Here is a 26,023-nt window from a genome sequence, read left to right as displayed (position 1 = left end):
GTGGGCATGGCAGGGCCGCCGGCACCGATGCTCGCCTCGCCCGGACCGCTGCCCACCGGGCCGGGCTGGGCCTACGAGTTCAAGTGGGACGGCATCCGGGCGATCGCCGTGGTCAGCGGCGGGGCGACCCGGCTCTTCGCGCGCAGCGGGGCCGAGGTGACGGCCGCCTATCCGGAGCTCGCCGGGGTCGGGCGGGAGCTGGCCGACTCGGTGCTCGACGGCGAGGTGGTGGCCATGGACGAGGCCGGGCAGCCGTCGTTCCAGGTCCTCGCCGAGCGCATGCACGTGCGGGAGCCGCACCGGGCGGCCCGGCTGGCCGCCGCGGTGCCGGTCACCTACCTGGTCTTCGACGTGCTGAGGGCCGAGGGCGAGGAGGTGGTGTCGCTGCCGTACCGCATCCGCCGCCAACGCCTCGAAGGACTCGCCCTGGGCGCCCGCGCGGTCGTGCCCCCGTCCTTCGAGGACGGCGCGGCGACCGTGGCGGCCAGCCTGGAGAACCGGCTCGAGGGCGTGGTGGCGAAGCGGGCCGACTCGCTGTACCACCCGGGCATTCGCACCCCCGACTGGGTCAAGGTGAAGCTCGAGGAGAGCGCCGAGTTCGTGGTCGGCGGCTGGCGGCCGGGCAAGCGCGCGCTGGGCGCCCTGCTGGTCGGCGTGCCGGCCGCGGACGCTCCGGGCGGCCTGACCTACCGGGGACGGGTCGGCGGCGGCATCTCCGGCGAGTCCGAGAAGTCGCTGCTGGCCGCGCTCGGCCCCCTGTCGACGAGCCAGAATCCCTTCGGCGCATCGGTACCGCGGGAGGACACCCGCGGCGCCGTCTGGGTGCACCCGCACCTGGTCGTCGAGGTCAAGTTCAGCCACCGCACGCGCGACGGCCGGCTGCGCTTCCCGCGCTTCCTGCGCATCCGGCCGGACCTCACCCCGACCGAGGTGAGCGATGCCTGACCGGCTGCGGGTCGAGGTCGACGGGCGGCAGCTGGAGATCTCCAACCTCGACAAGGTGCTGTACCCGCGGGCCGGCTTCACCAAGGGCGAGGTCCTCGACTACTACACGAGGATCGCCCCGACGCTGCTGCCGTACCTCGCCGGCCGCCCGCTCACCCGCACGCGGTACCCCAACGGCGTCGACGGCGCCAGCTTCTTCGAGAAGAACGCGCCGGCCGGCACGCCGGAGTGGGTGCGCACGGTACGGCTGCCGGTGCCCGGCTCGTCCAAGGGCCGCGAGAAGATCGACTTCATCGTGGTCGAGGAGCTGGCCGCGGTGGTCTGGCTGGCCAACCTCGCCGCGCTGGAGCTGCACACCCCGCAGTGGCGGGTCGACGCCGAGGGCCGCCCGCTCGACCCCGACCAGCTCGTCGTCGACCTCGACCCGGGCCCACCCGCCGGCCTGCCCGAGTGCTACGAGGTGGCCCTGCTGATGCGCGAGCGGCTGGCCGCCGACGGGCTGGGCTGCGGCCCCAAGACCTCCGGCAAGAAGGGCATGCAGCTGGTCGTGCCGCTGCCCGGCGACGAGCCGGCCGACGAGGTCAGCGCCTACGCCAAGGCGGTCGCCGAGGAGCTGGCCGCCCGCCACCCGCGGCTGGTCGTGGCCAAGATGGCCAAGCAGCTGCGCCCCGGCAAGGTGTTCATCGACTGGAGCCAGAACAACGCGTTCAAGACCACGGTCGCGCCCTACTCGCTGCGGGCGGGGGAGACCCCGACCGTCAGCGCCCCGCTGACCTGGGACGAGGTCGAGGCCGGCGAGCTCACCGCCGCCGACCTGACCCCGTCCGCGGTCCTGGACCGCGTGGCCGACCTGGGCGACCTGCTACGGGGCGCCCGGTAGCCACTCGCTCCCGCACCTACCGCAGGGCGGCCAGGAGCCGTTCCACGTGCTCCTCGGTGGTGCCGATGCCCAGGCTGGCCCGCACCGCGTGCTCCGGGGCCCGGTCCGCGCCCTTGCGCTCGGCCGCCTCGGCGAGCAGCCGGCGGGTGAGCGGGTGCGCGCAGAACAGCCCCGTCCGCACCCCGATCCCGTGCTCCCGGCCCAGGGCCACGGCCACGTCCCCGGCGTCGCGGTCGAGCAGCGCGAACGAGACGATCCCGACCCGCTCGGCATCGGCGGGGAAGAGCCGCAGCTCCTCGACGTGCGGCAGCTCGGCCAGCCCGGCCCGCAGCCGCGCGACCAGGGCGCGCTCGTGGCCGTTGAGCCCGTCGGCCCGCAGGGTGCGCAGCGCGGTGGCGATCGCGACCGCGCCGAGCAGGTTCGGGGTGCCGGCCTCGTGCCGGGCCGCCCCGCTCGCCCAGCGCACCGCGTGGTCGTCGCCGACGTGCGCGCTGGCCCCGCCGCCGGCCAGGTAGGGCTCGGCGGCGTCGAGCCAGTCCGCCCGGCCGGCCAGCACGCCCGCGCCGAACGGGGCGTAGAGCTTGTGACCCGAGAAGGCCACGTAGTCCGCGCCGAGGCCGGCCAGCGCGGCCGGGTCGTGCGGGGCCAGCTGGGCCGCGTCGACCGCGATCCGGGCGCCGAAGCGGTGCGCCACCTCGGCCAGCCGGGCCACCGGCCACACCTCGCCGGTCACGTTGCTCGCCGCGGTCACGCTGACGAGCACCTGCGGGGCCCGGACGCGGGCCAGCGCGTACCCCAGCGCCTCGACCGCCTCGTCCGGCGAGCGCGGCACCGCCAGCCGGACGGTGTCGCGCCAGGGCAGCAGGTTGGCGTGGTGCTCGGCGTCGAACGTGAGCACCCGGGTGCCGTCCGGCAGGGCCCGGGCCAGCAGGTTGAACGCGTCCGTGGTGTTGCGGGTGAAGATCACGGTGTCGCCGGCGCCGCGGCCCAGGGCGTCGGCGACGGTCTCGCGGGCCTGCTCGTACTCGCGGGTGCAGCGCTGCGACAGCGCGCCCGCGCCGCGGTGCACGGAGCCGTAGTAGGGCAGCAGCTCGGCCACGGCGTCGGCGACGGCCCGCAGGCAGGGCGCGGTGGCGGCGATGTCGAGGTTGGCGAAGTCGACGGAGCGTCCGTCGGGCAGCTTGATCTCGCCGGGGGACAGCACAATGGACACGGGTGACCCTTTCGCTCGCGCTTGCCCGGACACACCGCGTGCCGGGCCAGGTCATCACCCGGGGCACCCCGCCGCGAACGCGAGGGTTGCCGGCCAGCAAGCCGGGGCTTGTGCGCTGGCACTCATGACCTGTCCAGACGGTACCGCGGATACAGTGGCCCCATGAGCGAACTCCCGCCGAGTGGGACGCCGAATTCGCCCACATCCGGCCCGCCGGACTCCCCCTCGTCGGGGGCTCCGGCCTCGGGGCCGGGTGCCTGGGCAGCGCCCAGCGGCGGTTCCAGCGAGCCGGTCTCCGGTCCGGCGCATCCGGGTGGCGGGCCGGCCGAGCCGGTCTCGGGCCCTGCTTGGGCGTCTCCGGGTGGGGGTCCGGCCGGGCCGGTCTCGGGCCCCGCATGGGCATCGCCGGGCGGGGGTCCGGCCGGGCCGGTCTCCGGTCCCGCTTGGGCGTCCCCGGGTGGCGGTCACGCGCATCCGGGCGGCGGGCCGATCCCGGGCCCGGCGCCCAACCCGTGGGCCCGGCCCACCGCTGGCCCGCCGATCGTGCCGCAGGTCCAGCTCGGCCACGCCTCCGCCCCGCCTGGCGCGCCCTCTGGCTGGCCGCCGGTGCTGCCGGGCGTCGCGGTGCCGAACGTCATCGAGGCGGCCGAGCCCAGCACCGGCCAGCAGGAGTACCCGACGGCCGCGCTCGCGCTGGCCGCCGCCCCGCCGGCCAAGCGGTCCGACAGGCGGCGGCTGTGGACGCTCATCGGGGTCATGAGCTTCATCGCCCTCTGCGGCGTGGCCGTGCTGACCTTCTTCGGCTTCAACGGCGGCTTGACGGGCCTGGTCGTGGGCGTGGTCTCCGCCGTCGTGCCGGTGCCCCTGCTGGTCAGCTGCTTCCTGTGGCTCGACCGGTACGAGCCGGAGCCGGTGAAGTACCTCATCTTCGTCTTCGGCTGGGGCGCCTGCGTGGCCACGGCGGTCGCCCTGGCGGTGAACACCACGAGCGCCTACTTCGCCGACAAGGCCGGGCTCAGCGAGTCGCTCGTCGCGGTGCTGGTTGCGCCGCTGATCGAGGAGAGCATGAAGGCCCTCGGCCCGGTGCTGCTGATCTGGCGCCGCCCGCGGGCGTTCAGCGGCATCATCGACGGCATTGTCTACTGCGGAATGTCGGCGGCGGGCTTCGCGATGATGGAGAACATCCTTTACCTCGGCTTCAAGGGGTACGGCGAGACGGCCCAGAAGGCCGGCGCGGCCTCGGGCGCGGCCGCGCTGGTGGGCATCTTCATCGTGCGCATCCTGCTCAGCGGCTTCGCGCACCCGCTCTTCACGTCGATGACCGGCATCGGCCTGGGCGTCGCCTCGCGCACCTCGAACCGGGCGGTGCGCTTCCTCGCCCCGGTCGCCGGCCTGCTCCTCGCGATGTGCCTGCACGGCTCGTGGAACCTCATGTCGGTCATCGGCTCGACGACGACCATCGTGCTGCTGTACGGCTACTTCGCGGTCATGATGCCGATCTTCCTGGCCATGGTCGGCTTCGCGCTGTGGCTGCGCGCCAACGAGGGCCGGCTCACCGAGCGCATCCTGGGCGAGTACGCGCGGGCCGGATGGTTCTCGCCGCCGGAGGTGGCCGCGCTGGGCACGCTCGGGCGGCGGATCTCGGCCCGGCGCTGGGCCAAACGGGTGGCCGGCGACGCCGGGGCCAAGGCGATGCGGGCCTTCCAGTTCGACGCGACCCGGCTCGCGCTGCTGCGCGACGGGCTCTACCGCGGCCTGGACGACGAGCCCAAACGCCGGATGGAGACGCTCGCCGAGGAGCGGCAGCTACTCACCGCGCTGGACGCCTACCGCCAGGTGTTCGTCGGCCGCGACCCGACGGCGCCGCGGGCGGTGTGGGACGGGGCGCGGTACCACATCACGTTCCCCGACGGCGTGGTGCGGGTGCTCGACCCGCCGCCGACCCCGGTCGTGCCCGTGCCCGTCGCGGTGGCGCCGCCGCCCCCGCCCCCGACGGCCCCGACGGCCTTCGCGGGGCCCTACGGCTACCGGTAGCGACTCAGAGGTAGAGGCCCGTCGAGTCCGGCTCGACCCGCCGGGCCGCGACCGCGTGCACGTCGCGCTCGCGCAGCAGCACGTAGTCGCGGCCCTGTAGCTCCACCTCGGAGCGGTCCTCGGGGTCGAACAGCACCCGGTCCCCGGCCACGATCGAGCGCACGTTGGGCCCGACGCCGACCGCGGTCGCCCAGGACAGCCGCTTGCCGACCGACGCCGTGGCCGGGATGACGATGCCCGACACGTGCCGGCGCTCGCCCTCGGCGCCTTCGAGCCGCACCAGGACCCGGTCGTGCAGGAGCCGGATCGGCAGGGCGTCGCCGGACGTGGCCTCTGATGATCCGCCGGACGTCGCGCCGGTGGACGGCTGGTATCCGGCGGTGGGTTGTGCTGTCACGGTTGCGACGCTACCGCCTTGATGCGTGCCAACGCCCAGCGACCCGGACTACGGTGGTGTCCTGGTCAATAGCGAAAGCGCGTCAAGGGAGGTCGCACGTGGGCCGGTTCGACTCGGTGCGGGCGAGCCTGCGCCGCGCCTACCTTCAGCGCCTGGAGGAGGCGAGGGCCGAGCGGGAGGTCGCCGCCGCGGTCGACGCGGCCGTGCCGGATCTGCCGCCCGAGCCGGAGCCGGCGATCAACCACGCCACGACGACCAGCCGCGACGACGCCGAGATACCGCACGGCCTGCGCGTGGCCGCCGCCTGGTCCTGGCGCCTGCTCATCCTCATCGCCGCGCTCGCGGTGCTGCTGTGGCTCGTCGGCCGTCTCAGGACCGTGCTCATCCCGCTGAGCATCGCGCTGCTGCTCTCGGCCCTGCTGGCCCCGGCGATGGGCTTCCTGCGCCGGCGCGTGAAGCTGCCCTCGTCGCTGGCCGCGTTCCTCGTCCTCGTCGCCGGCCTCGGCCTGGTGGCCGGCGTGCTGACGCTGGTGATCAGCGAGTTCGTGAACGGCTTCCCGGCCCTGTCCGACAAGGCCTCCGACGGCGTGGAGCAGATCCAGGACTGGCTCACCACCGGCCCGCTGCATCTCAGCGGCCGGCAGCTCGACGCCTTCTTCTCCGCCGCCACGACCTGGCTCAACGACAACCGCGGCAGCCTCACCGACAGCGCGCTGAGCACGGCGACGGCGACCGTCGAGGTCCTGGCCCTGATGCTGCTGATCCTCTTCGTCACGTTCTTCTTCATGCGCGACGGCAAGCGGATCTGGTACTTCCTCACCGGCATCCTGCCCACCCCGGCCCGCGACCCGATCCGCCGGGCCGGCGAGGCCGCGTGGCGCACCCTGGTCGCCTACGTGCGGGCCACCGTGCTGGTCGCGTTCATCGACGCCCTGGGCATCGGCCTGCTGCTGTTCTTCCTCGACGTCGACTTCTGGTTCCCGCTGGGCACCCTGGTCTTCCTGGGCGCCTTCGTCCCGATCGTCGGCGCCACCGTCTCCGGCGCCGTCGCGGTCCTGGTCGCCCTGGTCGACGAGGGCCCGATCACCGCCCTGGTCGTGCTGATCGGCGTGATCGCGGTCCAGCAGCTGGAGGGCCACGTGCTGCAGCCGCTCATCATGGGCCGCGCGGTCTCGGTCCACCCGCTGGCGGTGATCGTGGCCATCGCGACGGGCGTGGTGCTGGCCGGCATCATCGGCGCGCTGGTCGCCGTCCCGCTGGTCGCGGTGCTGAACACGGGCATCCGCCATCTTGTCCAGCACCGCCACGAGCCACCACCCGAGGCGGTCGTCGTCTCGCCGGACTGACGCCGGGGCTCAGTCGGTGAGGCGGACCCGGACGCGGCGGTTCGCCTTGCCCTTGCTCTCCACCTTCACCACCTGCAGGCGCCCGATCTGGGCGGTCGAGGCGACGTGCGTGCCGCCGTCGGCCTGGGTGTCCAGCCCGGTGATGTCGACGATGCGGATCTCCTGCTCGTCGGCCGGGATCAGGTTGGACTGGGTGCGGATGATGTCGGGCAGCGCCAGGGCCTCGTCGCGGCCAAGCACCTTGGTCACCACCTTGCGGTCGGCCACCACCTCGGCGTTGACCAGCTCCTCCAGGCGGGCCTTGAAGTCCGGCGGCACCTCGGGGAGGTTGAAGTCCATCCGGGCCTCGGCCGGCTCCATCGAGCCGCCGGTGACCAGCGCGCCGAAGTCGCGGAAGACCACGCCACACAGCACGTGCAGGCCCGAGTGGGTGCGCATGAGCTTGGTGCGGCGGTCGTCCTCGACCGCGCCCGTCACCTCGGTGCCCACCGGGGGCAGCGGGTCGTCCTCGGCCGGTTGCAGGTAGAGGTCGTCGGCCTTGCGGGTGCCGACGATGCGGGTCTGCACGCCCTGCCAGAGCAGGACGCCGTGGTCCGGTGGCTGGCCGCCGCCGCCCGGGTAGAACGCCGAGCGGTCGAGCACGATGCCCTCCTCGGGGGAGGAGTGCAGCACCGTGCAGGTCCACTCGCGCAGCGTAGGGTCGGCCAGGTCGAGCCGGTACGTGCGGCCGTGATGTGTGACACCCATGGAAGCCGACTATATGCGGCGAGTCGGTCCCGCCCAGCGAAGTGAGGTCGTCATGCAATACAAGACCCGTCAGTCGCGAATCTGATACATGCCGCCGGGTCGGCCGTTCGGCCAGAAACGCTCAGCCGTTCAGGAAATCGGAGATCCGGCCGCGCAGGTCGGCCCGCTGGGTCCACAGGATGCCGGGGCGGTCGTAGACGTGCAGCTCGGCGTTGGGCAGGGCGGCCGCGAGCTGCTCGGCCACCACGGCCGGGTGCAGGTCGTCGCCCCGGCAGCCGATCACCAGGCAGTCGGCCCGCACCGCGGCAAGGTCGGCCCGGTCCCGGATCGCGGCCTGCTCGGCCAGGTCGGTCAGGCCCGCTGCCAGGCCGTCGCGCATGAGCTGGTCGAGGCGCTGGCGCAGGAACGCCCAGACCGAGGGCGTGTTGCGCATCTGGGCCGGGATCTCCTGGGAGATCACGTCGGCCACGGCCCCGGCGTCGCCGGCCTCGATCGCTCCCAGCAGCGCGGTGATCCGCTGGTGGGCGGCGGCCGGCCGGGGCGCGTCGAGCACGGCGGGGAGGAAGAACACGGCCCGGTCGAAGCGGCCCGGGTTGTCGGCGAGCAGGCGGGTGAGCGCCCCGGCGCCGAGGCTGACGCCGAGGGCCCGGGTCGCGCCGGCCAGGTCGGCGATCGCCCGCAGGTCGCGGGCCAGGTCCTCGTACGTCCAAGCGCCCGCCGGCGCCGCCGACTGCCCGTGTCCGCGGAACTGGAAGAAGACCTTCCGCCCGCGCACGGCGCTGCCCAGCGGGCGGGTCTCGGCGATGCCGCTGCCCAGCCCGTGCGCGAACACGGTCACGGGCGTGCCCTCGCCGGTCACCAGCTGCTCCAGCTCCACGCCGTGCGGCGTGGCGACGAGCTCGGTCGGCGGGGCCGGGATGGTCGGCCGGCCGGTCTGCGGCCCCCGGGTCACCGGCGGGCGGAACCGGTCGGGTCGCCCGTCCGGTGGGGGCGGCCAGCGGAAGTCCATCACGGGGAGCCCGTCACCAGGAGCCGTGGCCGTCGACCGCGTCGCGCAGGGCGGGCCGGATGTCGAGCAGGTACACCGCGAAGATCCCGGCCGCGATGAGCGAGAAGATGCCGAGGTAGCCCAGCAGCAGGTTGGGCGAGATCGCGGTGAGCAGCTCGCCGCCACCGATCAGGGCCAACCAGACCGACTTGGACATGGTGCCGATCGCCGGGAAAGCGTCGGTGCGCTGCACCACGCAGTGCAGGAAGGCCGCGGCCCCCAGCACCAGGACGAAGATCCACACTGCGATGGAGATGTAGTTCTCGACCTGGGCGTAGAAGATCGGGACGGCACTCACCATGCACCGAGCTTATGCCGAAGCCCCCCGGCCCGTGCGCGACGGTGCCGGAGGGCTCCCGAAGACCCTGTTACTTCTTGGCGTCGGTGGCCTTCGGCGCGGCCTTCTTGGCGGAGGCCTTCTTGGCCGGCGTCTCGGGGTCGGCCGGCTCCTCCGTGGCCGTGACCTCGGCCGTCACGACCTTGTCGGCCGGCTGGAGCTGGACCTTGGCCTGCGCGCCGCGGGCGGTGCTGATGACCTTCTCGCCCCGGGCGACCAGGCCGGTGTAGACGGCCACGGCCCGGTCCTGCGCCACCTGGGCGCTGGCCAGCAGGTGGACCGCGTTGCGCCGGGCCACGCCGCGCAGGGTGCGCAGGTTGTCCTCCGAGACCGCGCCGGCGACCGCCGGGCGAAGCTCCTCGACCCTGGCGCGCAGCTGGGCGACCTGCTCCGGCAGCCTGCGCAGCTGCTGGTACGCCAGGTCACCGGCCCCGGCCGCGGCGTAGACCGGGTTGGGGATCTTGCGAGTGGTGCTCTTCGTGGTGGTGTTCACACTCATTGCGACTCCTCGTGGGAACGTGTCGGCTCCGGCTCGGGCCCCGGCTCGGCGGCGTCGGCGTCGCCTTCGGGGGCCGTCACGTTCCGCGCGTTTTCCCTGCGGAACGTCTCGTAGATCTGGGTGAGCGACTGCTTCTGCGCGACCGTGAGGTCGTTGTCCGCCGCGATCGCGGCGAGCACGTCGTGCCCCTCGCGCTCCAGCAGCCCGGCCCGCAGGTACATCAGCGGGGTCGACACCCGCAGCGCGCTCGCGAGCTGGGCCAGCACTTCGGCGCTCGGCTTGCGTAGTCCGCGCTCGATCTGGCTCAGGTACGGGTTGCTCACGCCCGCCTGCTCGGCGAGCTGGCGGAGCGAGATGCGCGCGTTGCGGCGCAGGTCACGGATGAACCCACCCAGGTCGCGCGGCTCTTCGGTCACGCTTCACGACGGTAGCGCGGCCTGCTAGCTGTTGCAAGCAAAACGCTAGCCACAGCTAGCGTGAACCGAATCACCACACCGAGCGAACCACGCCGACCTCGCGCCCGCCCCCGAAAACGAGAACCCGACCCGGAAGGGTCACCCCGAGCCGCCCGAACGCCGCCGCCAGCACCGGCAGCCTCGCCCGCAGCCCGCCGTCGTCGACCTTCAGCGCCACCGCGCCCACCCCGGGCAGGGCCGCCGCCGCGATGCCCTCGGCGCCGCCCTTGAGCAGCAGGCCCGGGATCGCGCGCATGAGCCGGGTGTCGTCCTCGGCCGGGTCCTCGCCGGAGACCATCTGCGGGTGGGCCCGCATGGCGTCGGCCACGGCCCGCTCGTGGCTGCCCTCCGGCGCCCCGACGAGCCGCAGGAAGGCGCCCGCGAGGCCGCGCAGCGACAGCGCGTGCAGCGGCGCGCCGCAGCCGTCGACCCCGGTCGCGCCGACCGGCTCCCCGGTCAGCTCCTCGATCGTGGCCGTCAGCCGCCGTTGCAGCGGGTGATCGAGGTCGCGGTAGGTCTCCAGGGGCCAGCCGTTGGCCTTCGCGGTGCGCAGCATCCCGGCGTGCTTGCCCGAGCAGTTCATGAACAGTGGCTCGCGGCCGTGCCCGGCCCGCACCACCTCGTCGCGGGCGTCCTCGGACAACGGGTACTCCGCCGGGCACTGCAGGGCGGAGACGGGGATGTCCGAGTCCGCCAGCAGCCGCAGCACGCCCTCGCGGTGCACGGCCTGCCCGCGGTGACTGGCCGCCACGAGCGCCAGCTCGGCCTGGCGGACCGCCAGCCCGGCCCGCAGCATCCCGACCGCCTGCATGGGCTTGGCCGAGGAGCGCGGGAACACCGGCCCGAGCACGTCGCCGGCCCAGGCCGCCACCTCGCCGCCGGCGTCCAGCACGACCACCGAGCCGTGGTGGCGGCTCTCCACCACGGCGTTGCGCACCACCTCGGCGAGGAGCTCGCCGCCGGCGTACAGGTCAGCCATTGGCGATCCCGAGCATCGCGCGGGCGTCGGCCGCGGTCATCGGGGGCCGCTGGGCGAGCCGGGCGAAGCCGCTGGCCCGGGCCACGAGCTGGGCGTTGCTCTCCACGGGCTGGCCCTTGGCGTAGGTCACCGTGTCCTCCATGCCCACCCGCAGGTGCCCGCCGGCGGCGAGGGACGCCAGCAGCACCGGCAGGGAGGTCCGCCCGATCCCGGTGGCCGAGAAGGTGGTGCCCTCGGGCAGGTCGCGCAGCGCCGCCTCGCACGCGGCGAGCGCCGCCACCGTGCCCGGCATCCCGCCCGGCACGCCCATCACCAGGTCGACGTGCACGTGCCCGCCGGCCGGCAGCCCGTGCTTGTCCAGCAGCCGGCGCAGGGTGGTGAGCTGCCCGAGGTCGAAGATCTCGTACTCCGGCACGATCCCGCGCTCCTGCATGCGGGTGTGCAGCTCGACGATGAAGCCCCAGCGGTTGAGGAACACGTCGTCGCCGAAGTTGACGGTGCCCATGGTGCACGAGGCCATGTCCGGCTGGGCGTCGAGGACCCGCAGGCGGTCGGCCTCCGGGTCGGTGACCGCGCCGCCGGTGGACAGCTGCACGATGAGCCCGGTCTCGGCCCGCAGCGCGGCGACCGCCTCCTTGAGCCGGCCGAGGTCGAGGGTCGGCTGCGCAGCGTCGTCGCGCAGGTGGACGTGGACCACGCCGGCCCCCACCGCCTCGCAGTCCCGCGCCGTGGCGACCAGCTCCTCGAGCGTCACGGGCAGTGCGGGCACGTCCGATTTGCGCGATTCTGCGCCGGTCGGAGCCACCGTGATCAACGTCGTTGTCATCACGGGGCTGATCCTGCCATGCCGACGGTGCCGCAGCCCTGGTCAGGCCTCGGGGTCGATGGCGGCGGTGGAGGGGCCGACGTGCAGTACCGAATCCGGGGTCAGGTTCTGCTTCACCACCGCCAGCGCGATGGTCCCCAGCTCGTAGTGGCGGGCGGCCGTCCCCACGAAGCCGACCGGCCGGTCGCTGCCTTCCAGCGTGATCGGCGTGTGCCGGGCCGGCAGCTCGTCCGTGGTGATCCCGTCGAGGTGCAGCAGGACCAGCTTGCGTGGCGGGCGGCCCAGGTGGTGCACCCGCGCGATGGTCTCCTGGCCGCGGTAGCAGCCCTTCTCCAGGTGCACGGCCGGCCCGGTCCAGCCCACCTCGGCGGGCAGCGTCCGGTGGTCGGTCTCGAAGCCGGCCCGAGGGCGGCGGGCGGCCACCCGCAGCGCCTCGAAGGCCCAGATCCCGGCCGGCGGCAGCCCGAGCGCGTCGGTGATCTCGGGCACAGTCTGGCGGGGGACCAGCAGGTCGGCGCCGTACGCCATCCGGCGCGCCCACCCGCCATCGGCCAGCGCGGCGGCCGAGTACACCACAGTGGGCCGCGACGGCACGGAGCCGGTGGCGAACTTGGCCTCCGGCACGGCCAGCAGGTCGGGCGGCAGCAGCGGCCCGACGCCGAGGCTGATGAGGGCCTCGTCGGTCTGCGGCCCGACGATCGACAGCAGCGCCCAGTCGGCGGTCACCTCGGCCGGCTCGACCCGCATCAGGAACCGCATCCGCTCCAGGAACCCCAGCAGCCCCGGCGCGTCGCCGGTGTCGAGCCAGGTGGCGGTGCCGTCGTCGGTGAGCGTGGCGTGGTGCTCCACGTGCCCGTGCGGCGACAGCACCAGCAGCTCGGAGCCGGTCATCGGGGCGAGCCCGGTGAGGTGCTGGGTGGTGAGGCTGTGCAGCCAGCCCAGCCGGTCCGCGCCCGGGATGGCGAGCACCCCGCGGTGGGAGCGGTCGACCAGCCCCGCCGCGGTGTCCAGGACCCGCTGCTCGCGGGCCGGGTCGCCGTAGTGGGCCACGGCGCCGGCGTCGGGGTCGGTGGGGTCGAGTGCGGCGACTGGAACGGCGCTCAACATGCTTCTCCTCGGCTCGTCCCGCAGCCGCCGCAGAGCCCGAACAACGCCACGTGCCCAATGTCCAGGCGGAAGCCCCGCTCGGCCAGCAGCTCGCCGGCCAGCCCCGCAAGGGCCGGCGACGGCAGCTCCTGCACCGAGCCGCAGCCCCGGCACACCAGGTGGGCGTGCTGGTGCTCGTCGACCGCGTGATAGGTCGGCGCGCCGTGCGACAGGTGCGCGTGCGTGATCAGCTCCAGCTCCTCGAGGAGCTCGAGCGTGCGGTACACGGTGGTGATGTTGATTCCGGCCGCCTTCTCGGCGACCTCGGCGTGGATCTGGTCCGGGGTCGCGTGTCGAAGCCGGTAGACGGCCTCCAGCACGAGCTGGCGCGGGGCGGTGAGCCGCAGCCCGCGCGACCGCAGCATCTCCGCGAGGTCCACGAGAACCAATCTATCCCGCGACGCGCTCCAGCCGCGCCGACAGGTGAGGCTGCAGCGGCTCGCCCATCGCGGCCAGATCGAAGGTGTACAGCAGGGCGCCGTCGACGATGCCGTAGAGGCGCTGCCCGCCGCGGACCTCCTTGGCCGTGGCCGTGCGCCCGATGCCGTCGGTGGCCATCTGCCACTGCGTGGTGCCCCGGGCCAGGCCGGCGTAGAGCTCCACGATCCCGGTCGGCGCGGAGAGCAGGATTTCCAGGTCGTCGGTGGCCTTGCCGTCCTGCATCACCGGCCGCCACCAGCCGACCTCGCGCTGCGCGGGCCGGATCGGGTTCGCGTCCGCGTCGATGATCCACGACCGCGACTCGTAGAACAGGAACGGCCGCCCGTCGTGGCTGAACCGGATCTCCTGCCCGAAGTGGAAGCCGTCGATCGTCGGGTAGTCACCCTGCCCGCGACCCCGCCACACCCCGACCAGCGGCAGCATTCCCAGCAGCGCCGGATGCAGCTCCGGCCCTTGCCGCAGGTCGTGCGACTCCTCGTACGGATACTCCCCGACCGGAGCCAACCCCGCCCACGGCGGCGGCTGCACGTCAGTCACCAACGCCCCCTCGACACCCGAACCGCGACATAGATCAGGCCACCGGCCAGCGCGCCCATGCCGGCGACCAGCAGGCTCACGAACCCGATCTCGGTAACCATTACGCGAATCCTATGCTGCGAACCATGGCCCGTTCTCTCGTCGTCAAGGCAACCGCCGGATCAGACGCCCCGGAGCGCTGCTCGCAGGCCTTCACCGTGGCCGCGACGGCCGTGGCGGGCGGCGTGCCCACCTCGCTGTGGCTGACCGGGGAGTCGGCGTGGTTCGCGCTGCCGGGCCGCGCCGCGGAGTTCACGCTGCCGCACGCGGCCCCGCTGGAGGATCTGCTGGAGGCGATCCTGGCCGGCGGCTCGGTGACCGTCTGCACACAGTGCGCGGCGCGCCGGGGCATCGGGCCGGATGACGTCATTCCCGGGATCCGGATCGCGGGGGCGGCGGCGTTCGTCGAGGAGGCGCTGCAGGACGACGCGCAGGCGCTCGTTTATTAGCTCTTCTTTGGCTCCGGTCCGTGCAACCAGGGGCCGTTGCTCCCGTCAGACACCGGTCGGCCCCTGGGGGGCCTCCCTGCCGGCTCCGTTGTGCCAAGAGCGGGGGCGAAATGTCGGGCGCTGGCGCGCCACGACATTTCGGACATTTCTCCCGACCGGGTATAAGTCCGATATGTGGCGTTTGCCCGCTTCTCGCGCCCCGGCCCGGCAGCATGCTGGCACCTCAGATATTCCGCCTGCCAGGGTATAAATCCGACATGTCGTGGCGCGCCAGCGCCCGACATGTCGAAAAGGCCGGATTCGCCGCGCCGCCTAGCAGCCCGTCGTCGAGCTGATCACCAGGGAGTCGTTCTCCGCGCGCAGGGCCAGGCCGGCCGCTCCCGCGCGGTACGCGAACGCCTTCGGCTCGTCCAGCACGACCGCCGAGGCCGGCACGGTCGCGCGGGCCGCGGCGCCGTCGCCCGAGGTGACCGCCTCGACGGTCCACAGGGTGCCCCCGGCCGGGCAGGTGAGCCGGTGCGTGCGCCACTGCGAGGCCTGCTTGCCCAATGTGTCCAGCACGGCCTGGACCGGCGCGCGGTTGGCGTTCTGCGACTGCGGGGTGACCTCCGCGACGGGAGCGTTCTGCGGCCGGCAGCCGGTGTCGGCGGTGAAGCGCAACTGGCCGGGCTCGGCCACGCTGCCGCGGACCGCGACGAAGTTGCCCGCGTCGGCGCTGAGCAGGTCTGTCGGGCCGTTGTGGACCACCTCGGCCTTGAACGACGCCGGCAGCCCCGCCTTGACGTGGTCGAGGGTGGCGCCTTCGGTGCTCTTCTTGACGTACACGGTGAGATCGCGGACGAACCGCGTGCCCTCCCGGACCGAGGTCACCCGGCAGCTCGCCTCCGTGCGCCGGTAGCCACCCAGCACGGCGACCGTGGCCGAGGGGTCGAGGGTCGCGTAGATCTGCCCCAGCGCGCCGTCCACGGTCGGCAGGGCGTCGGCGATCGTGGTCTGCTCGCGGGCCGTCGGCCGTTCGTTGGCCTGCGACCACAGCGCGAACCCGGCCACGGCCGCGGCCCAGGCGACGACTCCGGTGATGATCCAGCGACGCTTCACGGCCGCCATCCTCCCAGCCGCAAAGCGTGACGCCGCCCGTCGGGGTTGGGCCCGGCGAGCGGCGTCACGTCGTGCTGGCAAAGCTTTGCCGGTCTTTTTGCGGCCAGAAGCCGCGCGGACCGGCGGTTTTCCCGCGTCAGGCGACGGAGACGGCAACCTCGTTGATGCCGCGGTTGGCGGCCAGGGTCGCGTCGCCGTTGCCGGCGCGGGACAGGGCGCGAAGCGTCCAGTTGCCGGGCGCGGCGAAGAACCGGAACTGCCCGGCCGGCGAGGTGACAACCTCGGCGGTGAACTCGCCGGTCGAGTCGAGCAGGCGCACGTAGGCGCCCGCGACCGGGCCCTCGCCGGAGCTCACGACCCCGGTGATGACCGTCTCCTTCTCGACGTCGACGCTCGCCGGGATCGGCGCGCTCTGGTCGGGGGCGGCGCAGCTGTCACTGGTGCTCATGGTCGCTACCCTCTCTCTCAGGCCTGGCCGGGCTCGTCGCCCAGCGCCACCGGCACGCCGACCAGCGAGCCGTACTCGGTCCACGAACCGTCGTAGTTGCGCACGTCGGCGTGGCCGAGGATCTCCTTCAGCACGAACCAGGAGTGCGAGGAACGCTCGCCGATGCGGCAGTACGCGATCGTCGACTTGCTGTCGTCGAGGCCGGCGGCGCCGTAGAGCTCGCGCAGCTCGTCGTCGGACTTGAAGGTGCCGTCCTCGTTCGCGGCCTTGCTCCACGGCACCGACAGCGCGGTCGGGATGTGGCCCGGGCGCTGCGCCTGCTCCTGCGGGAGGTGGGCGGGGGCGAGGAGGCGGCCGGCGAACTCGTCGGGCGAGCGCACGTCGACCAGGTTCTCGGTGCCGATCGACTTGATCACGTCGTCGCGGAAGGCGCGGATCGACAGGTCCTGGTCGTGCGCCGCGGTGTACGTGGTGGCCGGGCGGTCGACGTCGTCCTTGCTCAGCGGGCGGGCGTCGAGCTCCCACTTCTTGCGGCCGCCGTCGAGCAGCTTGACGTCGCCGTGGCCGTAGAGCTTGAAGTACCAGTACGCGTACGCGGCGAACCAGTTGTTGTTGCCGCCGTAGAGCACCACGACGTCGTCGTTGCCGATGCCCTTGCTGGACAGCAGCGCCTCGAACTGCTCCTTGTTGACGAAGTCCCGGCGGACCTGGTCCTGCAGCTCGGTCTTCCAGTTGATTTTGACGGCGCCGGGGATGTGGCCGCCGTCGTAGGCGGTGGTGTCCTCGTCGACCTCGACGAACACGACGCTGGGCGTCTCGATGTTCTGCTCGGCCCAGTCGGCCGTAACCAGGGCGGATTCGCGACTCATGGGTGTTCTCTCTCCCAGGAACGAAAGGTTTGTGGGTTCGAGTCGCCACACGGGCAGGAAGCCGCGCGCGACCCGAGGGGGACGGATCACGGTTTCGGCGATGGGTCTGTTGAAAGCCTGCGGACGGGTTGCTCGCCGGCCAGACCCACCGGTCTGGGGCGCCGCTGCCTCGAGCCGTTACAGGAGCACGCTGCAGGGCCGCACCATCAAGGGCGGCAACACAGGCAGGTGGCCACGCGGCACAGGTCGACCGCGCGCCGTCTGGTGAGCAGCATGCTCATGGTCTGGCAGCCTAGCATTGCCGACCGTGCCCGCCCAGGGTCCGCTGGGTCACTGCCCGGTGAGCTTGACGTCCGCGGCCGAAGCGGTGATGAGCAGTCCGGCGTCGGTGGTCGTGACGGAGTTGACCACCAGGTTGTACGGCAGCCCCGGCAGCTTGACCGTGATCTGCAGCCGGTTCTGGTACTGCTTGATGAGCTGGTTGACCTGCGCCGGCAGGTTGCCCTTGTCGGTCGTGACGGACTCGAGCTTGAGCCGCACCTTCCCCGTCTCCACGATCATGCTGCCCCGGGCGACGATCGTCACGCTGATGCCCTGGAACGTCACCGGCACCCGCATCTCGATCTTGTTGTTGACCACGCTCAGGTCCACCTGCGAGGGGTCGGCCGCGGCGGGCAGCCCCGCCACCTCGAGCAGCGGCCGCACGTTCTCCCAGCTCATGGACGCGTTCCCGGAGACGACGCCGGCCGTGACGTCGCCCTTGCCGTTGATCAGATCCATCGCGTCGGCCTTGACCGAGCGGGCCTCCACGGTGAGGGTGTCGAGCTTGACGTCGTTCACCTGGGGCTTGTCGAGCTTGATGGTGATCTTCTTGTACTCGCCCGCGATCACCTGCGTCAGGAACGGGAACCCGGTGACCTTGACGTCGGGCTCGCCCTGGTACGTCACGTCGTTGGCGGCCAGTTGCGTCTTGGTCTCCTGCTTGATCCGGTCCTCCGCCACCCCGACCGCGATCCGGTCGACGACGGCGAGCACCCCGATCAGAATGAGAACCAGCGCGACCAGCGTAATGCCGATCTTGGCCCCTCGCGTCGCCGCCACGGCGCTCCCTCCGGTCCGAGTCCCAGCCCGTCTACCCTTCCACGAGGATTTCGTACCTCTACCGCCGAGGCGACCCTCGCGCTCCACTTTGGCGCGAATCCGCGAGGGAGCGCGACCCGGGGGTCGGGTCATCCTCCGACTCGACCCGGGGGATCGGGTCAGAGGATGAGCAGCGTGCTCGCGACGTACGCGGCGGGAGCGGCGAAGGCGATCGCGCCGATCGGGCCCTGGATGTGCCGGGCCAGCCACAGGGCCGGCTCGTCGCCGTCGATGATGCGGCTGGCCTCGGCGTAGCCCACCGACAGGTCGACCATCACGGCGACGATGGCGGTGGCCAGCCCGGCCAGGGCGCTCGGCAGGGGGCTCAGGCCGGCCAGGTAGTGGCCGATGGCGCCGGCGGCCGCGGTGCCCATCATGGCGCCCAGCACCACCCCGGCGCCGCCGCGCGGGACCTGCGGCGCGATGCGGGGCAGCGGAACCACGGCGTCGGTGAAACGGGCGATGAACAGGGCCAGGCCGGCGGCGGCCAGGCAGGCAACGATGGCCTGGGTGCCGTGCGGGATACGGCCCAGCACGACCAGGCTGGCGAAGGACACCACGCCCAGGGTGACGATCAGCGACGAGCCCAGCGACTCGGTGACCCGCTGGCGGCCGGCCGGGCGGGTCAGCTGGCCGACGACGCCGATGATGAAGCCGCCGGCGGTGACGTACGCCAGCGGCGCCAGCGACGCCTCGTGGGTCAGCACCGCGGCCGCGTCGGTGCCGATGGCCACGGCGATGCCCACGGCGCCCACGACGCGCGGGGCCGGGGGACGGCTGGCGATCGTCCAGACGGCGACGAAGAGGGCCTGGACGCCGAACACGACCACCGCGTAGGACTCGTGGCGCGTCTGGGCGCCGACGATCAGGGCGATGGCGACCAGGGCGGCGAAGGCCGCCACGCCGACGGAGACCAGCCGGCGTACCTTCGGCAGCGGGGCGCCGGGCTCGCCGTCGTCCTCCGGATCACCCGGCCGGGGGTCACCGTCGGGGTGATTTCCGTCGGCGTGGGTGATGCCGGCGGTCTCGTCGGGGGAGGCGCCCGCGCGGCCGCGCCGGTTGCGCCGGCGGGAGGCCGGCTCGGCGGCCGGGGGCCAGGCGCCGAAGTCCTCGGCGGGCGACGGGGTTGCGGGCACGCTCCGATCGTGCCAGAACCGGCCGGTAACGGGCTCGCCGGGGAGCGCTCCCTCGCGTGGGCGCTTTTCCATAGCACGTTGACGGAAACGGTGGGGTGTGGCTCAGCCAACTGTCTCGAACTGCGGTTCGGCCGGTCGCAAAACGTGAATACTCCGATAGTCTCGAACGGGACAGACTTACAAACGCCCGCCAGAGTTGCCGGGACGATATCGAGCCGCCGCCCTGGCCGAGGGGCGCCCCAGCGCCCGTTCGACAGGTGCGCCGCGGCCACGGAGGTGACTCGTGGAGATTCTGCTGCTGACCGCGGCCCCTGCGGGGCAGGTGGTCCTCCCGGGCCTCGACCTGCTGCCCCACACCGTGCGCACCGCCCCTCGTGACGTCCGGACCCTGGTGAACGGGCCCAGCCCCGACGCCGTCGTCGTCGACGCCCGCACCGAGTTGGCCGACGCCCGCGCCACGTGCCGGATGCTGCACGCCACCGGGCTGGGCGTCCCGCTGCTCGCCGTGGTCACCGAGGCCGGGCTCGTCGCGCTGCACGCCGACTGGGGCCTGGACGACGTCATCCTCGCCACCGCCGGGCCGGCCGAGATCGAGGCGCGGCTGCGTCTGGCCGTCGGGCGCCTGAACTCCGCCGCGGCGGCCAGCGGCGGCATGATCAAGGCCGGCGAGCTCTCCATCGACCCGGACACCTACGCCGCGAAGCTCAAGGGACGCCCGCTCGACCTCACCTACAAGGAGTTCGAGCTGCTGAAGTTCCTGGCCCAGCACCCGGGCCGGGTGTTCACCCGCGACCAGCTGCTGCGCGAGGTGTGGGGCTACGACTACTTCGGCGGCACCCGGACGGTCGACGTCCACGTGCGGCGGCTGCGGGCCAAGCTCGGCTCGGAGTACGAGTCGATGATCGGCACCGTGCGGCAGGTCGGCTACAAGTTCGTCGTTCCGCCCGCGCGCCCCCTCCACGACTCAGAGCCGGTAAGGGTCTGAAGGCCTGGTAAGGCCCCGAGCGGGCTCAGCGCCTAACCTGGTCGCATGATCCCTCCGCCTCCGGTTCGCCGCGCTGATCACCTTTCCCCGGACGAGGTCGAGCAGGTACTCACCCTGATGCGGGCGGCCGGTGACACCGACGGCGCGCTGCCGCTGTCTGAGCACGTCGTGCTGCACCTGCGGCACGGGGGCGAGGCTCCCGCGGTACACCTGCTGGCTCTTGACCCTGTAAGCCGCCAGATCATCGGCTATGCGCACGTCGACACCACCGACGCGGTCGAGGGCGCCTCGGCAGAGCTCGTCGTGCACCCGCTGCACCGCCGCCGCGGGCTCGGCCGCGCCCTCGTCACGGCGGCGATGGCGGTCGCCGACGAGCGGGCCGACGGCCGGCTGCGGCTGTGGGCGCACGGCGACCACCCGTCGGCCTCGGCGCTGGCCATCCGGCTCGGCTTCGACCGCGCCCGGGTGTTGCTGCAGCTGCGGCGCTCGCTCTTCGCGCCGCTCGACGAGGTCGCGCTGCCCGACGGCGTGCGCCTGCGCGCGTTCCGGCCGGGGGAGGACGACGATGCCTGGCTCGCGGTGAACTCGGCCGCCTTCGCCGACCACCCGGAGCAGGGCAAGTGGACGCTGGAGGACCTGCGGGCGCGGCTGCGCGAGCCGTGGTTCGAGGCGGCCGGGTTCCTGCTGGCCGAGGACGAGGACGGGCGGCTGCTCGGCTTCCACTGGACGAAGGTCCACGGCGAGGAGCACACCCACCCGCACGGCGGCGAGGAGCCGCACGCCCACGAGCCGATCGGCGAGGTGTACGTCCTCGGGGTCGACCCGCAGGCCCAGGCAAGGAGGCTCGGCCGGGCGCTGACCCTCGCCGGCCTGTGGCACCTGCGCAACCGGGGGCTGGCTCAGGTCATGTTGTACGTCGACGAGAGCAACACCAGAGCGGTCGCGCTGTACCAGAGGCTCGGGTTCGTCCGGTGGTCCAACGACGTATCCTTCCAGCGCACACTGTGACCGTGATCGCGGGATAAAACGGGCACCATGCATCACTGCTGGGCAGTTCACCCAATGGCCAACTCGCCTCCGACCAGGCGTCACGTCCAGCCCGATACCTGTTCACCCCTCGTTCACTCGCCTCCGGAGGCGTGGTTACCTCACCCTCATAGCGTCCCTTCAAGTCGACGACCTGCGTCGGCCTTCCGGCACCTCCCCGGGAAACGGAAGTCGGTCTATCCCCGACGAAGGGACCGCAGTGAACCTCAAGCGGCACGGCCTTATCGCCGGCATCGCGCTCACCGCGACGCTCGCGCTCGCCGCGTGCGGCTCGGACAACAACGAACCCTCCACTCCGTCCACGGGCGGCGCCAGCGGCGGCACCGCCGCGGGCCCGGCGTGTGCGAGCGGCTCACTTACGGCTCAGGGCTCCACCGCGCAGGCCAACGCCATGGCTGAGTGGGTCAAGGCCTACCAGCAGAAGTGCAGCGGCGCCCAGATCAACTACCAGGGCACCGCGTCCGGCGCCGGCATCACCGCGTTCCAGGGCGGCACGGCCGACTTCGCCGGCTCCGACTCCGCGCTCAAGGACGGCGACGAGGTCACCAAGGCCAACGCCCGCTGCGCCGGCGGTGAGGCCCTGAACCTGCCGATGGTCACCGGTCCGATCGCGATCGCCTACAACCTCGACGGCGTCAAGGACCTGCAGCTCAAGCCGGAGACGCTGGCCAAGATCTTCTCGGGTGCCGTCAAGACCTGGGACGACGCCGCCATCAAGGCCGACAACCCGAACGCCACCCTCCCGTCGACCCCGATCCTCGCCGTGCACCGCGGTGACTCGTCGGGCACCACCGACAACTTCACCAAGTACCTCGGCGCCGTCGCGCCGAGCGCGTGGACGTTCGGTAACGACAAGGTGTGGAAGGCCCCGGGCGGCCAGGGCGAGCAGAAGTCGGACGGCGTTGCCGCCGCGATCAAGCGCTCCGCCGGTGCCATCGGCTACGTCGAGCTCTCCTTCGCCAAGACCAACTCGCTGGCCATGGCCAAGGTGCAGAACGGCGCCGGTGAGTTCACCGCGCTGACCGGCGAGTCGGCCGGCAAGACCATCGAGGGCGCGAAGATCACCGGCACCGGTGACGACCTCAAGATGTCGATCGACTACAAGACCAGCACGGCGGGCGCGTACCCGATCGTCCTGGTCACCTACGAGATCGTCTGCAGCAAGGGCAACCAGGCCGACAAGCTGCCCCTGCTGAAGGCCTTCCTGGGCTACACGGTCAGCACCGACGGCCAGGCGACCCTCGACAAGCTGGGCTACGCCCCGCTGCCCGAGTCGGTCCGCTCGAAGGTCGAAGCCTCGATCAAGAACCTGGCCTGACAGGAACTTCGTTGAGCCAGCAGACTCAGCACGCCACCTCCGCCGGTTCGACCGGCGGGGGTGGCGGTCTTCCGCCACGTAAGCGCTTCAGCGGTGACATGGTCTTCCGCTGGGCCGCGACCGCGTCCGGCTCGATGGTGCTCGTCATCATCGCGGCCATCGCCGCCTTCCTGATCGTCAAGGCGATTCCGGCGATCCAGAAGGACAACTCCAACTTCTTCACGACCAAGGAGTGGTTCACCGACGGCGACCAGCCGAAGTTCGGCATCGCGGCCACCGCGTTCGGCACCGTGCTGACCGCGGCGATCGCGTTGATCCTGTCGGTGCCGGTGGCGCTGGGCATCGCGCTGTGCCTCTCGCACTACGCGCACCGCCGGGTCGCCAGCGTGCTGGGCTTCGTCATCGACCTGCTGGCGGCCGTGCCGAGTGTGGTGTTCGGCCTCTGGGGCCGGGACTACTTCTTCGACCCGATCACCAACCTTTCGAAGTGGCTGCACGACGTGGCCGGCTGGCTGCCGATCTTCGGCAGCGAGGGCCCGTACGGCAAGGGCATCCTGCTGGGCTCGATCGTGCTGGCGATCATGATCCTGCCGATCGTCACGTCGCTGTCCCGCGAGGTGTTCCTGCAGACGCCGCCGGAGAACCAGGAAGCGGCCCTCGCCCTCGGCTCGACCAAGTGGGAGATGATCCGCACCGCGGTGCTGCCCTACGGCCGCGCCGGCATCATCGCGTCGGTCATGCTCGGCCTCGGCCGCGCGCTCGGCGAGACGATCGCGCTGGCGCTCACCCTCGGTGCCGTGTTCAAGATCGACTTCGATCTACTCGGCTCGAACGGCGTGACGATCGCGTCCAACATCGCCAGCCGGTTCGGTGAGGCCAACGAGTTCGGCCGGAGCGCGCTCATCGCCTCCGGTCTCGTGCTGTTCACCATCACGCTCGTCGTCAACATGGCCGCTCGCGCGATCATCTACCGGCGGCGTGAGTTCGTGGGAGGCGCTGCCTGATGGCCGTCGACACCCCTGCTCGCAGCCTGGGCCTGAGCGACGCCTCCCAGCTGCGGACCAAGACGCTGCCGACGTGGTCGCCCTGGGCGGTCGCGGCGGCGGCGATCGTCGTGTCGTTCATGCTGATCAAGCTCACCGGCGCGGGCGGCTTCGTCCTCACCGGTGTCGTCGCGGCGGTGCTCTTCGTGCTCTTCATGGGCGCCGCGGCGACCGTCGTGGAAGGCGGGCGCTCGGCGCGCAACCGCATGGCCACGGTGCTGATCTACGGCGCGTTCATCCTGGCCCTGCTGCCGCTGGTGTCGGTGGTCTGGGTGCTGATCAGCAAGGGCAGCGCCCGGCTGGACGGCGACTTCTTCAACGCGTCGATGAACAACATCGGCCCGTTCGACTCCAACGGTGGCGCGTACCACGCGATCATCGGCACCCTCGAACAGGCCGGCATCGCGACGCTCGTCACGGTGCCGCTCGGCATCCTCGGCGCGGTCTACATCGTGGAGTACGGCCGCGGCTGGCTCGCCGGCGCGATCCGCTTCTTCGTCGACGTCATGACCGGTATCCCGTCGATCGTCGCGGGTCTGTTCATCCTGTCGTTCTGGGTGTTCACGATCACGCCGCTGTACAGCTCCGACGGCCGCCCGCACTACTCGGGCCTCGCCGCCGGCCTGGCGCTCAGCGTGCTCATGCTCCCGACCGTGGTCCGCTCCAGCGAGGAGATGCTGCGGCTGGTGCCGACGGCGCTGCGGGAGGGCTCCTACGCGCTCGGCGTGCCCAAGTGGAAGACGATCACCAGCATCGTGCTGCCGACGGCCGGCCCCGGCATCGTCACGGGCGTCATGCTCGCGGTGGCGCGTGCCTGTGGCGAGACGGCCCCGGTCCTGCTCGTCGCCGGCGGTGCCGACGCGATCAACTTCAACCTGTTCGACGGCAACCAGTCGTCGCTGTCGCTGTTCGTGTACCAGCAGGCCGGTGTCGCCTCGGAGTTCGCTCCCGGGCGCACCTGGACGGCGGCCCTCACCCTGGTCGTGCTGGTCCTGGCCCTCACCGTCGCGGCGAAGCTGCTGGCCCGCCGTAACAAGCTCGCCCGATAACACTGGAGCCCCCCATGGCGAAACGGATCGAAGCCCACGGCGTCACGTCGTACTACGGCTCGTTCAAAGCGATCGACGGTGTCTCGATGACGATCGAGCCGAAGTCGGTCACCGCGCTGATCGGCCCGTCGGGCTGCGGCAAGTCCACGTTCCTGCGGTCCATCAACCGGATGCACGAGGTCCTGCCCAACGCGCGGATCGAGGGCCAGCTCCTCATCGACGGGCAGAACATCTACGACCGCGACGTCGACGTCACGGCCGTGCGCCGGATGATCGGCATGGTCTTCCAGCGCCCCAACCCGTTCCCCACGATGTCGATCTTCGAGAACGTCGTCGCCGGCCTCAAGCTCAACGGCGTGAAGAAGAAGTCGATCCTCGAGGAGACCGCGGAGAAGGCGCTGCGCAGCGCGAACCTCTGGAACGAGGTCAAGGACCGGCTGGGCCGCCCCGGCGCGGGCCTGTCCGGCGGTCAGCAGCAGCGGCTGTGCATCGCCCGGACGATCGCCGTCGAGCCGCAGGTCGTGCTGATGGACGAGCCCTGCTCCGCCCTCGACCCGATCTCGACGCTGGCGATCGAGGACCTGATCACCGAGCTGAAGAACCAGTACACGATCGTGATCGTGACGCACAACATGCAGCAGGCGGCCCGCGTCTCGGACCGCACCGGGTTCTTCTCGATCGACAAGACCGGCGAGCCGGGCCGGCTCATCGAGTACGACGACACCGCCAAGATCTTCACCAACCCCTCGGTGAAGAAGACCGAGGACTACATCACCGGCCGCTTCGGCTAGGCCGAGCCCGGAGCGGTGGGGCGGATGGCGTCGGCCGGATTGCGGGCCGGCGCCGCCGCCAGGACCGCCGCGATGCTGCCCGCCTCCGCGAGCTCCATCAGGGTGTACCGCGTCGGGGGCAACATCGTGTAGCGCCCGTCGGCGGCCTCGGCCGGCGCGCACCAGACGTGGTCGTCGGCCTCGCCGCCCACGTCCCGGGGCACCTGGCCACCCGGCAGCCGGGCCAGGAAGAAGTACGTGTCGAAGCGCCGCGGCTCGAACTCCGGCGTGATCCAGCGCGACCACGGCGTGAGCAGGTCGCTGCGCAGCACCAGCCCGCGCCGGCTCAGGAACTCGGCGAAGCCCAGCTCCCGCGCGATGAGCGCCAGCCGCGCCGCCTCCCACTCCGCCCCGCTCACGTCGCCGACGACCGTGTCGGGGCCGGGTCCGGCCAGCAGTACGCCGGACTCCTCGAACACCTCGCGGACCGCCGCGCAGACGATGGAGCGGGCGACCGCCTCGTCGACCGCCAGCCGCGCCGCCCACTCCTGCGGGGACGGCCCCGCCCAGGCCGGGTGCACGGCCGAGTCGCGCGGGTCGACGCCGCCGCCCGGGAAGGCGTACATCGACGCGGCGAACGCCATCGTCGCCACCCGCCGGATCAGGTAGGCCTCGAACGGGTCCCGCAGCAGCACGACGGTGCTGGCCAGGCGCGGCTCGACGGGCACGCCGCCCTCCGCGGCGAAGCGCCGGGCCTGCTCGGCCAGTGCGGGCGGCAGCTGAAACTCGGGCATGGGTTCAC

Annotated in this window: 30 protein-coding genes, 1 pseudogene and 1 riboswitch; of the genes and pseudogenes, 11 read left to right on the top strand and 20 right to left on the bottom strand. The window is 72.3% G+C overall.

Going from position 1 to position 26,023, the window contains the following annotated elements; translation table 11 throughout:
- Positions 1 to 6 precede the first annotated feature (6 nt).
- Both ligD (ABD352_RS41930) and ligD (ABD352_RS41925) read left to right on the top strand, forming a co-directional pair.
- The gene (gene ligD, locus ABD352_RS41930; protein ID WP_344618151.1) at positions 7 to 945 is read left to right on the top strand and encodes a non-homologous end-joining DNA ligase; all 939 of its coding nucleotides are present in this window, start codon (positions 7 to 9) and stop codon (positions 943 to 945) included.
- Positions 938 to 1,825 carry a non-homologous end-joining DNA ligase gene (gene ligD / locus ABD352_RS41925; RefSeq protein ID WP_344618150.1) on the top strand — a complete coding sequence of 296 codons (888 nt, stop codon included), beginning with the start codon at positions 938 to 940 and terminating at the stop codon, positions 1,823 to 1,825. The genes ligD (ABD352_RS41930) and ligD (ABD352_RS41925) overlap by 8 nt, the downstream gene beginning before the upstream one ends.
- Before the next feature lie 16 nt (positions 1,826 to 1,841).
- Here ligD (ABD352_RS41925) and ABD352_RS41920 read toward each other — a convergent pair whose 3' ends face one another.
- Complete coding sequence (locus ABD352_RS41920; protein WP_425553879.1) at positions 1,842 to 3,071, bottom strand: aminotransferase class V-fold PLP-dependent enzyme; 1,230 nt, start codon at positions 3,069 to 3,071, stop codon at positions 1,842 to 1,844.
- A riboswitch (SAM riboswitch) is annotated at positions 3,051 to 3,168 on the bottom strand. (Overlaps the previous gene by 21 nt.)
- A 413-nt stretch (positions 3,169 to 3,581) precedes the next feature.
- Between ABD352_RS41920 and ABD352_RS41915 the strand changes: the two genes are divergently transcribed.
- Positions 3,582 to 5,072: a PrsW family intramembrane metalloprotease gene (locus tag ABD352_RS41915; RefSeq protein ID WP_425553878.1), complete on the top strand. Its 1,491-nt coding sequence runs from the start codon at positions 3,582 to 3,584 to the stop codon at positions 5,070 to 5,072.
- 4 nt (positions 5,073 to 5,076) lie between these two features.
- Here ABD352_RS41915 and ABD352_RS41910 read toward each other — a convergent pair whose 3' ends face one another.
- Positions 5,077 to 5,385 (bottom strand): GroES family chaperonin, encoded by a 309-nt coding sequence (locus ABD352_RS41910; protein ID WP_344618270.1) that lies wholly within the window; start codon positions 5,383 to 5,385, stop codon positions 5,077 to 5,079.
- Positions 5,386 to 5,567: 182 nt separating this feature from the next.
- Here ABD352_RS41910 and ABD352_RS41905 point away from each other — a divergent pair, with 182 nt between their 5' ends.
- Positions 5,568 to 6,815, top strand: coding sequence for an AI-2E family transporter (locus ABD352_RS41905; protein ID WP_344618149.1), 1,248 nt, complete (start codon positions 5,568 to 5,570; stop codon positions 6,813 to 6,815).
- 9 nt (positions 6,816 to 6,824) lie between these two features.
- Here the strand turns inward: ABD352_RS41905 and ABD352_RS41900 are convergent, their stop codons facing one another.
- The 11 genes and pseudogenes from ABD352_RS41900 to mtfM all read right to left on the bottom strand — a co-directional run bounded on the left by ABD352_RS41900 (position 6,825) and on the right by mtfM (position 13,931).
- Complete coding sequence (locus tag ABD352_RS41900; RefSeq protein ID WP_344618148.1) at positions 6,825 to 7,562, bottom strand: alanyl-tRNA editing protein; 738 nt, start codon at positions 7,560 to 7,562, stop codon at positions 6,825 to 6,827.
- 121 nt (positions 7,563 to 7,683) lie between these two features.
- Complete coding sequence (locus ABD352_RS41895; protein ID WP_344618147.1) at positions 7,684 to 8,574, bottom strand: alpha/beta fold hydrolase; 891 nt, start codon at positions 8,572 to 8,574, stop codon at positions 7,684 to 7,686.
- Positions 8,575 to 8,584: 10 nt separating this feature from the next.
- Complete coding sequence (locus ABD352_RS41890; protein ID WP_344618146.1) at positions 8,585 to 8,911, bottom strand: DUF2516 family protein; 327 nt, start codon at positions 8,909 to 8,911, stop codon at positions 8,585 to 8,587.
- Positions 8,912 to 8,978: 67 nt separating this feature from the next.
- Positions 8,979 to 9,446, bottom strand: a complete 468-nt coding sequence (locus tag ABD352_RS41885) for a hypothetical protein (protein WP_344618145.1) — start codon at positions 9,444 to 9,446, stop codon at positions 8,979 to 8,981.
- Between the two features lie 14 nt (positions 9,447 to 9,460).
- A pseudogene (locus ABD352_RS41880) lies at positions 9,461 to 9,862 on the bottom strand (helix-turn-helix domain-containing protein); the annotation flags it as partial.
- A gap of 70 nt (positions 9,863 to 9,932) precedes the next feature.
- Positions 9,933 to 10,880: an asparaginase gene (locus ABD352_RS41875; RefSeq protein WP_344618144.1), complete on the bottom strand. Its 948-nt coding sequence runs from the start codon at positions 10,878 to 10,880 to the stop codon at positions 9,933 to 9,935.
- Entirely contained in the window at positions 10,873 to 11,706 is an 834-nt protein-coding gene (locus ABD352_RS41870) for a beta-keto acid cleavage family enzyme (protein WP_344618143.1), read from the bottom strand. The genes ABD352_RS41875 and ABD352_RS41870 overlap by 8 nt, the downstream gene beginning before the upstream one ends.
- Before the next feature lie 42 nt (positions 11,707 to 11,748).
- Complete coding sequence (gene ygfZ / locus ABD352_RS41865; RefSeq protein WP_344618142.1) at positions 11,749 to 12,810, bottom strand: CAF17-like 4Fe-4S cluster assembly/insertion protein YgfZ; 1,062 nt, start codon at positions 12,808 to 12,810, stop codon at positions 11,749 to 11,751.
- A complete protein-coding gene (locus ABD352_RS41860) occupies positions 12,807 to 13,217 on the bottom strand; it encodes a Fur family transcriptional regulator (protein WP_344618269.1) in 411 nt (136 codons plus the stop codon). The genes ygfZ and ABD352_RS41860 overlap by 4 nt, the downstream gene beginning before the upstream one ends.
- A 25-nt stretch (positions 13,218 to 13,242) precedes the next feature.
- Positions 13,243 to 13,830: a heme-binding beta-barrel domain-containing protein gene (locus tag ABD352_RS41855; protein ID WP_344618141.1), complete on the bottom strand. Its 588-nt coding sequence runs from the start codon at positions 13,828 to 13,830 to the stop codon at positions 13,243 to 13,245.
- Positions 13,827 to 13,931 (bottom strand): small membrane protein MtfM, encoded by a 105-nt coding sequence (gene mtfM / locus ABD352_RS41850; protein ID WP_275423458.1) that lies wholly within the window; start codon positions 13,929 to 13,931, stop codon positions 13,827 to 13,829. Before mtfM ends, ABD352_RS41855 begins: the two co-directional genes overlap by 4 nt.
- Before the next feature lie 12 nt (positions 13,932 to 13,943).
- Here mtfM and ABD352_RS41845 point away from each other — a divergent pair, with 12 nt between their 5' ends.
- Positions 13,944 to 14,318, top strand: coding sequence for a DsrE family protein (locus tag ABD352_RS41845; RefSeq protein WP_344618140.1), 375 nt, complete (start codon positions 13,944 to 13,946; stop codon positions 14,316 to 14,318).
- A gap of 312 nt (positions 14,319 to 14,630) precedes the next feature.
- Here ABD352_RS41845 and ABD352_RS41840 read toward each other — a convergent pair whose 3' ends face one another.
- From ABD352_RS41840 to ABD352_RS41815, 6 genes are all read right to left on the bottom strand, one after another.
- Positions 14,631 to 15,416, bottom strand: a complete 786-nt coding sequence (locus ABD352_RS41840; RefSeq protein WP_344618139.1) for a hypothetical protein — start codon at positions 15,414 to 15,416, stop codon at positions 14,631 to 14,633.
- 136 nt (positions 15,417 to 15,552) lie between these two features.
- Positions 15,553 to 15,864, bottom strand: coding sequence for a DUF1416 domain-containing protein (locus ABD352_RS41835; RefSeq protein ID WP_344618138.1), 312 nt, complete (start codon positions 15,862 to 15,864; stop codon positions 15,553 to 15,555).
- 17 nt (positions 15,865 to 15,881) lie between these two features.
- Positions 15,882 to 16,733 (bottom strand): sulfurtransferase, encoded by an 852-nt coding sequence (locus ABD352_RS41830; protein WP_344618137.1) that lies wholly within the window; start codon positions 16,731 to 16,733, stop codon positions 15,882 to 15,884.
- 206 nt (positions 16,734 to 16,939) lie between these two features.
- Positions 16,940 to 17,008 carry a putative leader peptide gene (locus tag ABD352_RS41825; protein WP_313900978.1) on the bottom strand — a complete coding sequence of 23 codons (69 nt, stop codon included), beginning with the start codon at positions 17,006 to 17,008 and terminating at the stop codon, positions 16,940 to 16,942.
- 55 nt (positions 17,009 to 17,063) lie between these two features.
- Positions 17,064 to 17,834, bottom strand: coding sequence for an LmeA family phospholipid-binding protein (locus ABD352_RS41820; RefSeq protein ID WP_344618136.1), 771 nt, complete (start codon positions 17,832 to 17,834; stop codon positions 17,064 to 17,066).
- Between the two features lie 158 nt (positions 17,835 to 17,992).
- A complete protein-coding gene (locus ABD352_RS41815; RefSeq protein WP_344618135.1) occupies positions 17,993 to 19,009 on the bottom strand; it encodes a hypothetical protein in 1,017 nt (338 codons plus the stop codon).
- 283 nt (positions 19,010 to 19,292) lie between these two features.
- Between ABD352_RS41815 and ABD352_RS41810 the strand changes: the two genes are divergently transcribed.
- The 6 genes from ABD352_RS41810 to pstB all read left to right on the top strand — a co-directional run bounded on the left by ABD352_RS41810 (position 19,293) and on the right by pstB (position 25,242).
- Positions 19,293 to 19,994, top strand: a complete 702-nt coding sequence (locus tag ABD352_RS41810; RefSeq protein WP_344618134.1) for a winged helix-turn-helix transcriptional regulator — start codon at positions 19,293 to 19,295, stop codon at positions 19,992 to 19,994.
- A 45-nt stretch (positions 19,995 to 20,039) separates the two neighbouring features.
- Complete coding sequence (gene mshD, locus ABD352_RS41805; RefSeq protein ID WP_344618133.1) at positions 20,040 to 21,002, top strand: mycothiol synthase; 963 nt, start codon at positions 20,040 to 20,042, stop codon at positions 21,000 to 21,002.
- Positions 21,003 to 21,240: 238 nt separating this feature from the next.
- Positions 21,241 to 22,359 (top strand): phosphate ABC transporter substrate-binding protein PstS, encoded by a 1,119-nt coding sequence (gene pstS, locus ABD352_RS41800; RefSeq protein ID WP_344618132.1) that lies wholly within the window; start codon positions 21,241 to 21,243, stop codon positions 22,357 to 22,359.
- Positions 22,360 to 22,370: 11 nt separating this feature from the next.
- A complete protein-coding gene (gene pstC, locus ABD352_RS41795) occupies positions 22,371 to 23,363 on the top strand; it encodes a phosphate ABC transporter permease subunit PstC (RefSeq protein ID WP_425553877.1) in 993 nt (330 codons plus the stop codon).
- On the top strand, positions 23,363 to 24,451 hold the full coding sequence (pstA, locus tag ABD352_RS41790; RefSeq protein WP_344618131.1) for a phosphate ABC transporter permease PstA: 1,089 nt from the start codon (positions 23,363 to 23,365) through the stop codon (positions 24,449 to 24,451). The genes pstC and pstA overlap by 1 nt, the downstream gene beginning before the upstream one ends.
- 14 nt (positions 24,452 to 24,465) lie before the next feature.
- The gene (gene pstB / locus ABD352_RS41785) at positions 24,466 to 25,242 is read left to right on the top strand and encodes a phosphate ABC transporter ATP-binding protein PstB (protein ID WP_344618130.1); all 777 of its coding nucleotides are present in this window, start codon (positions 24,466 to 24,468) and stop codon (positions 25,240 to 25,242) included.
- On the opposite strand, the gene ABD352_RS41780 is transcribed toward pstB, so the two are convergent.
- Positions 25,239 to 26,015 (bottom strand): NUDIX hydrolase, encoded by a 777-nt coding sequence (locus ABD352_RS41780; RefSeq protein WP_344618129.1) that lies wholly within the window; start codon positions 26,013 to 26,015, stop codon positions 25,239 to 25,241. The genes pstB and ABD352_RS41780 overlap by 4 nt on opposite strands.
- Positions 26,016 to 26,023 lie beyond the last annotated feature (8 nt).

The organism is Dactylosporangium salmoneum, from assembly GCF_039532525.1.
GTDB classification, from domain to species: Bacteria; Actinomycetota; Actinomycetes; order Mycobacteriales; family Micromonosporaceae; genus Dactylosporangium; species Dactylosporangium salmoneum.
Note: the sequence above shows the minus strand (reverse complement) of the source record. Positions and strands in the feature narration are given on the sequence as shown.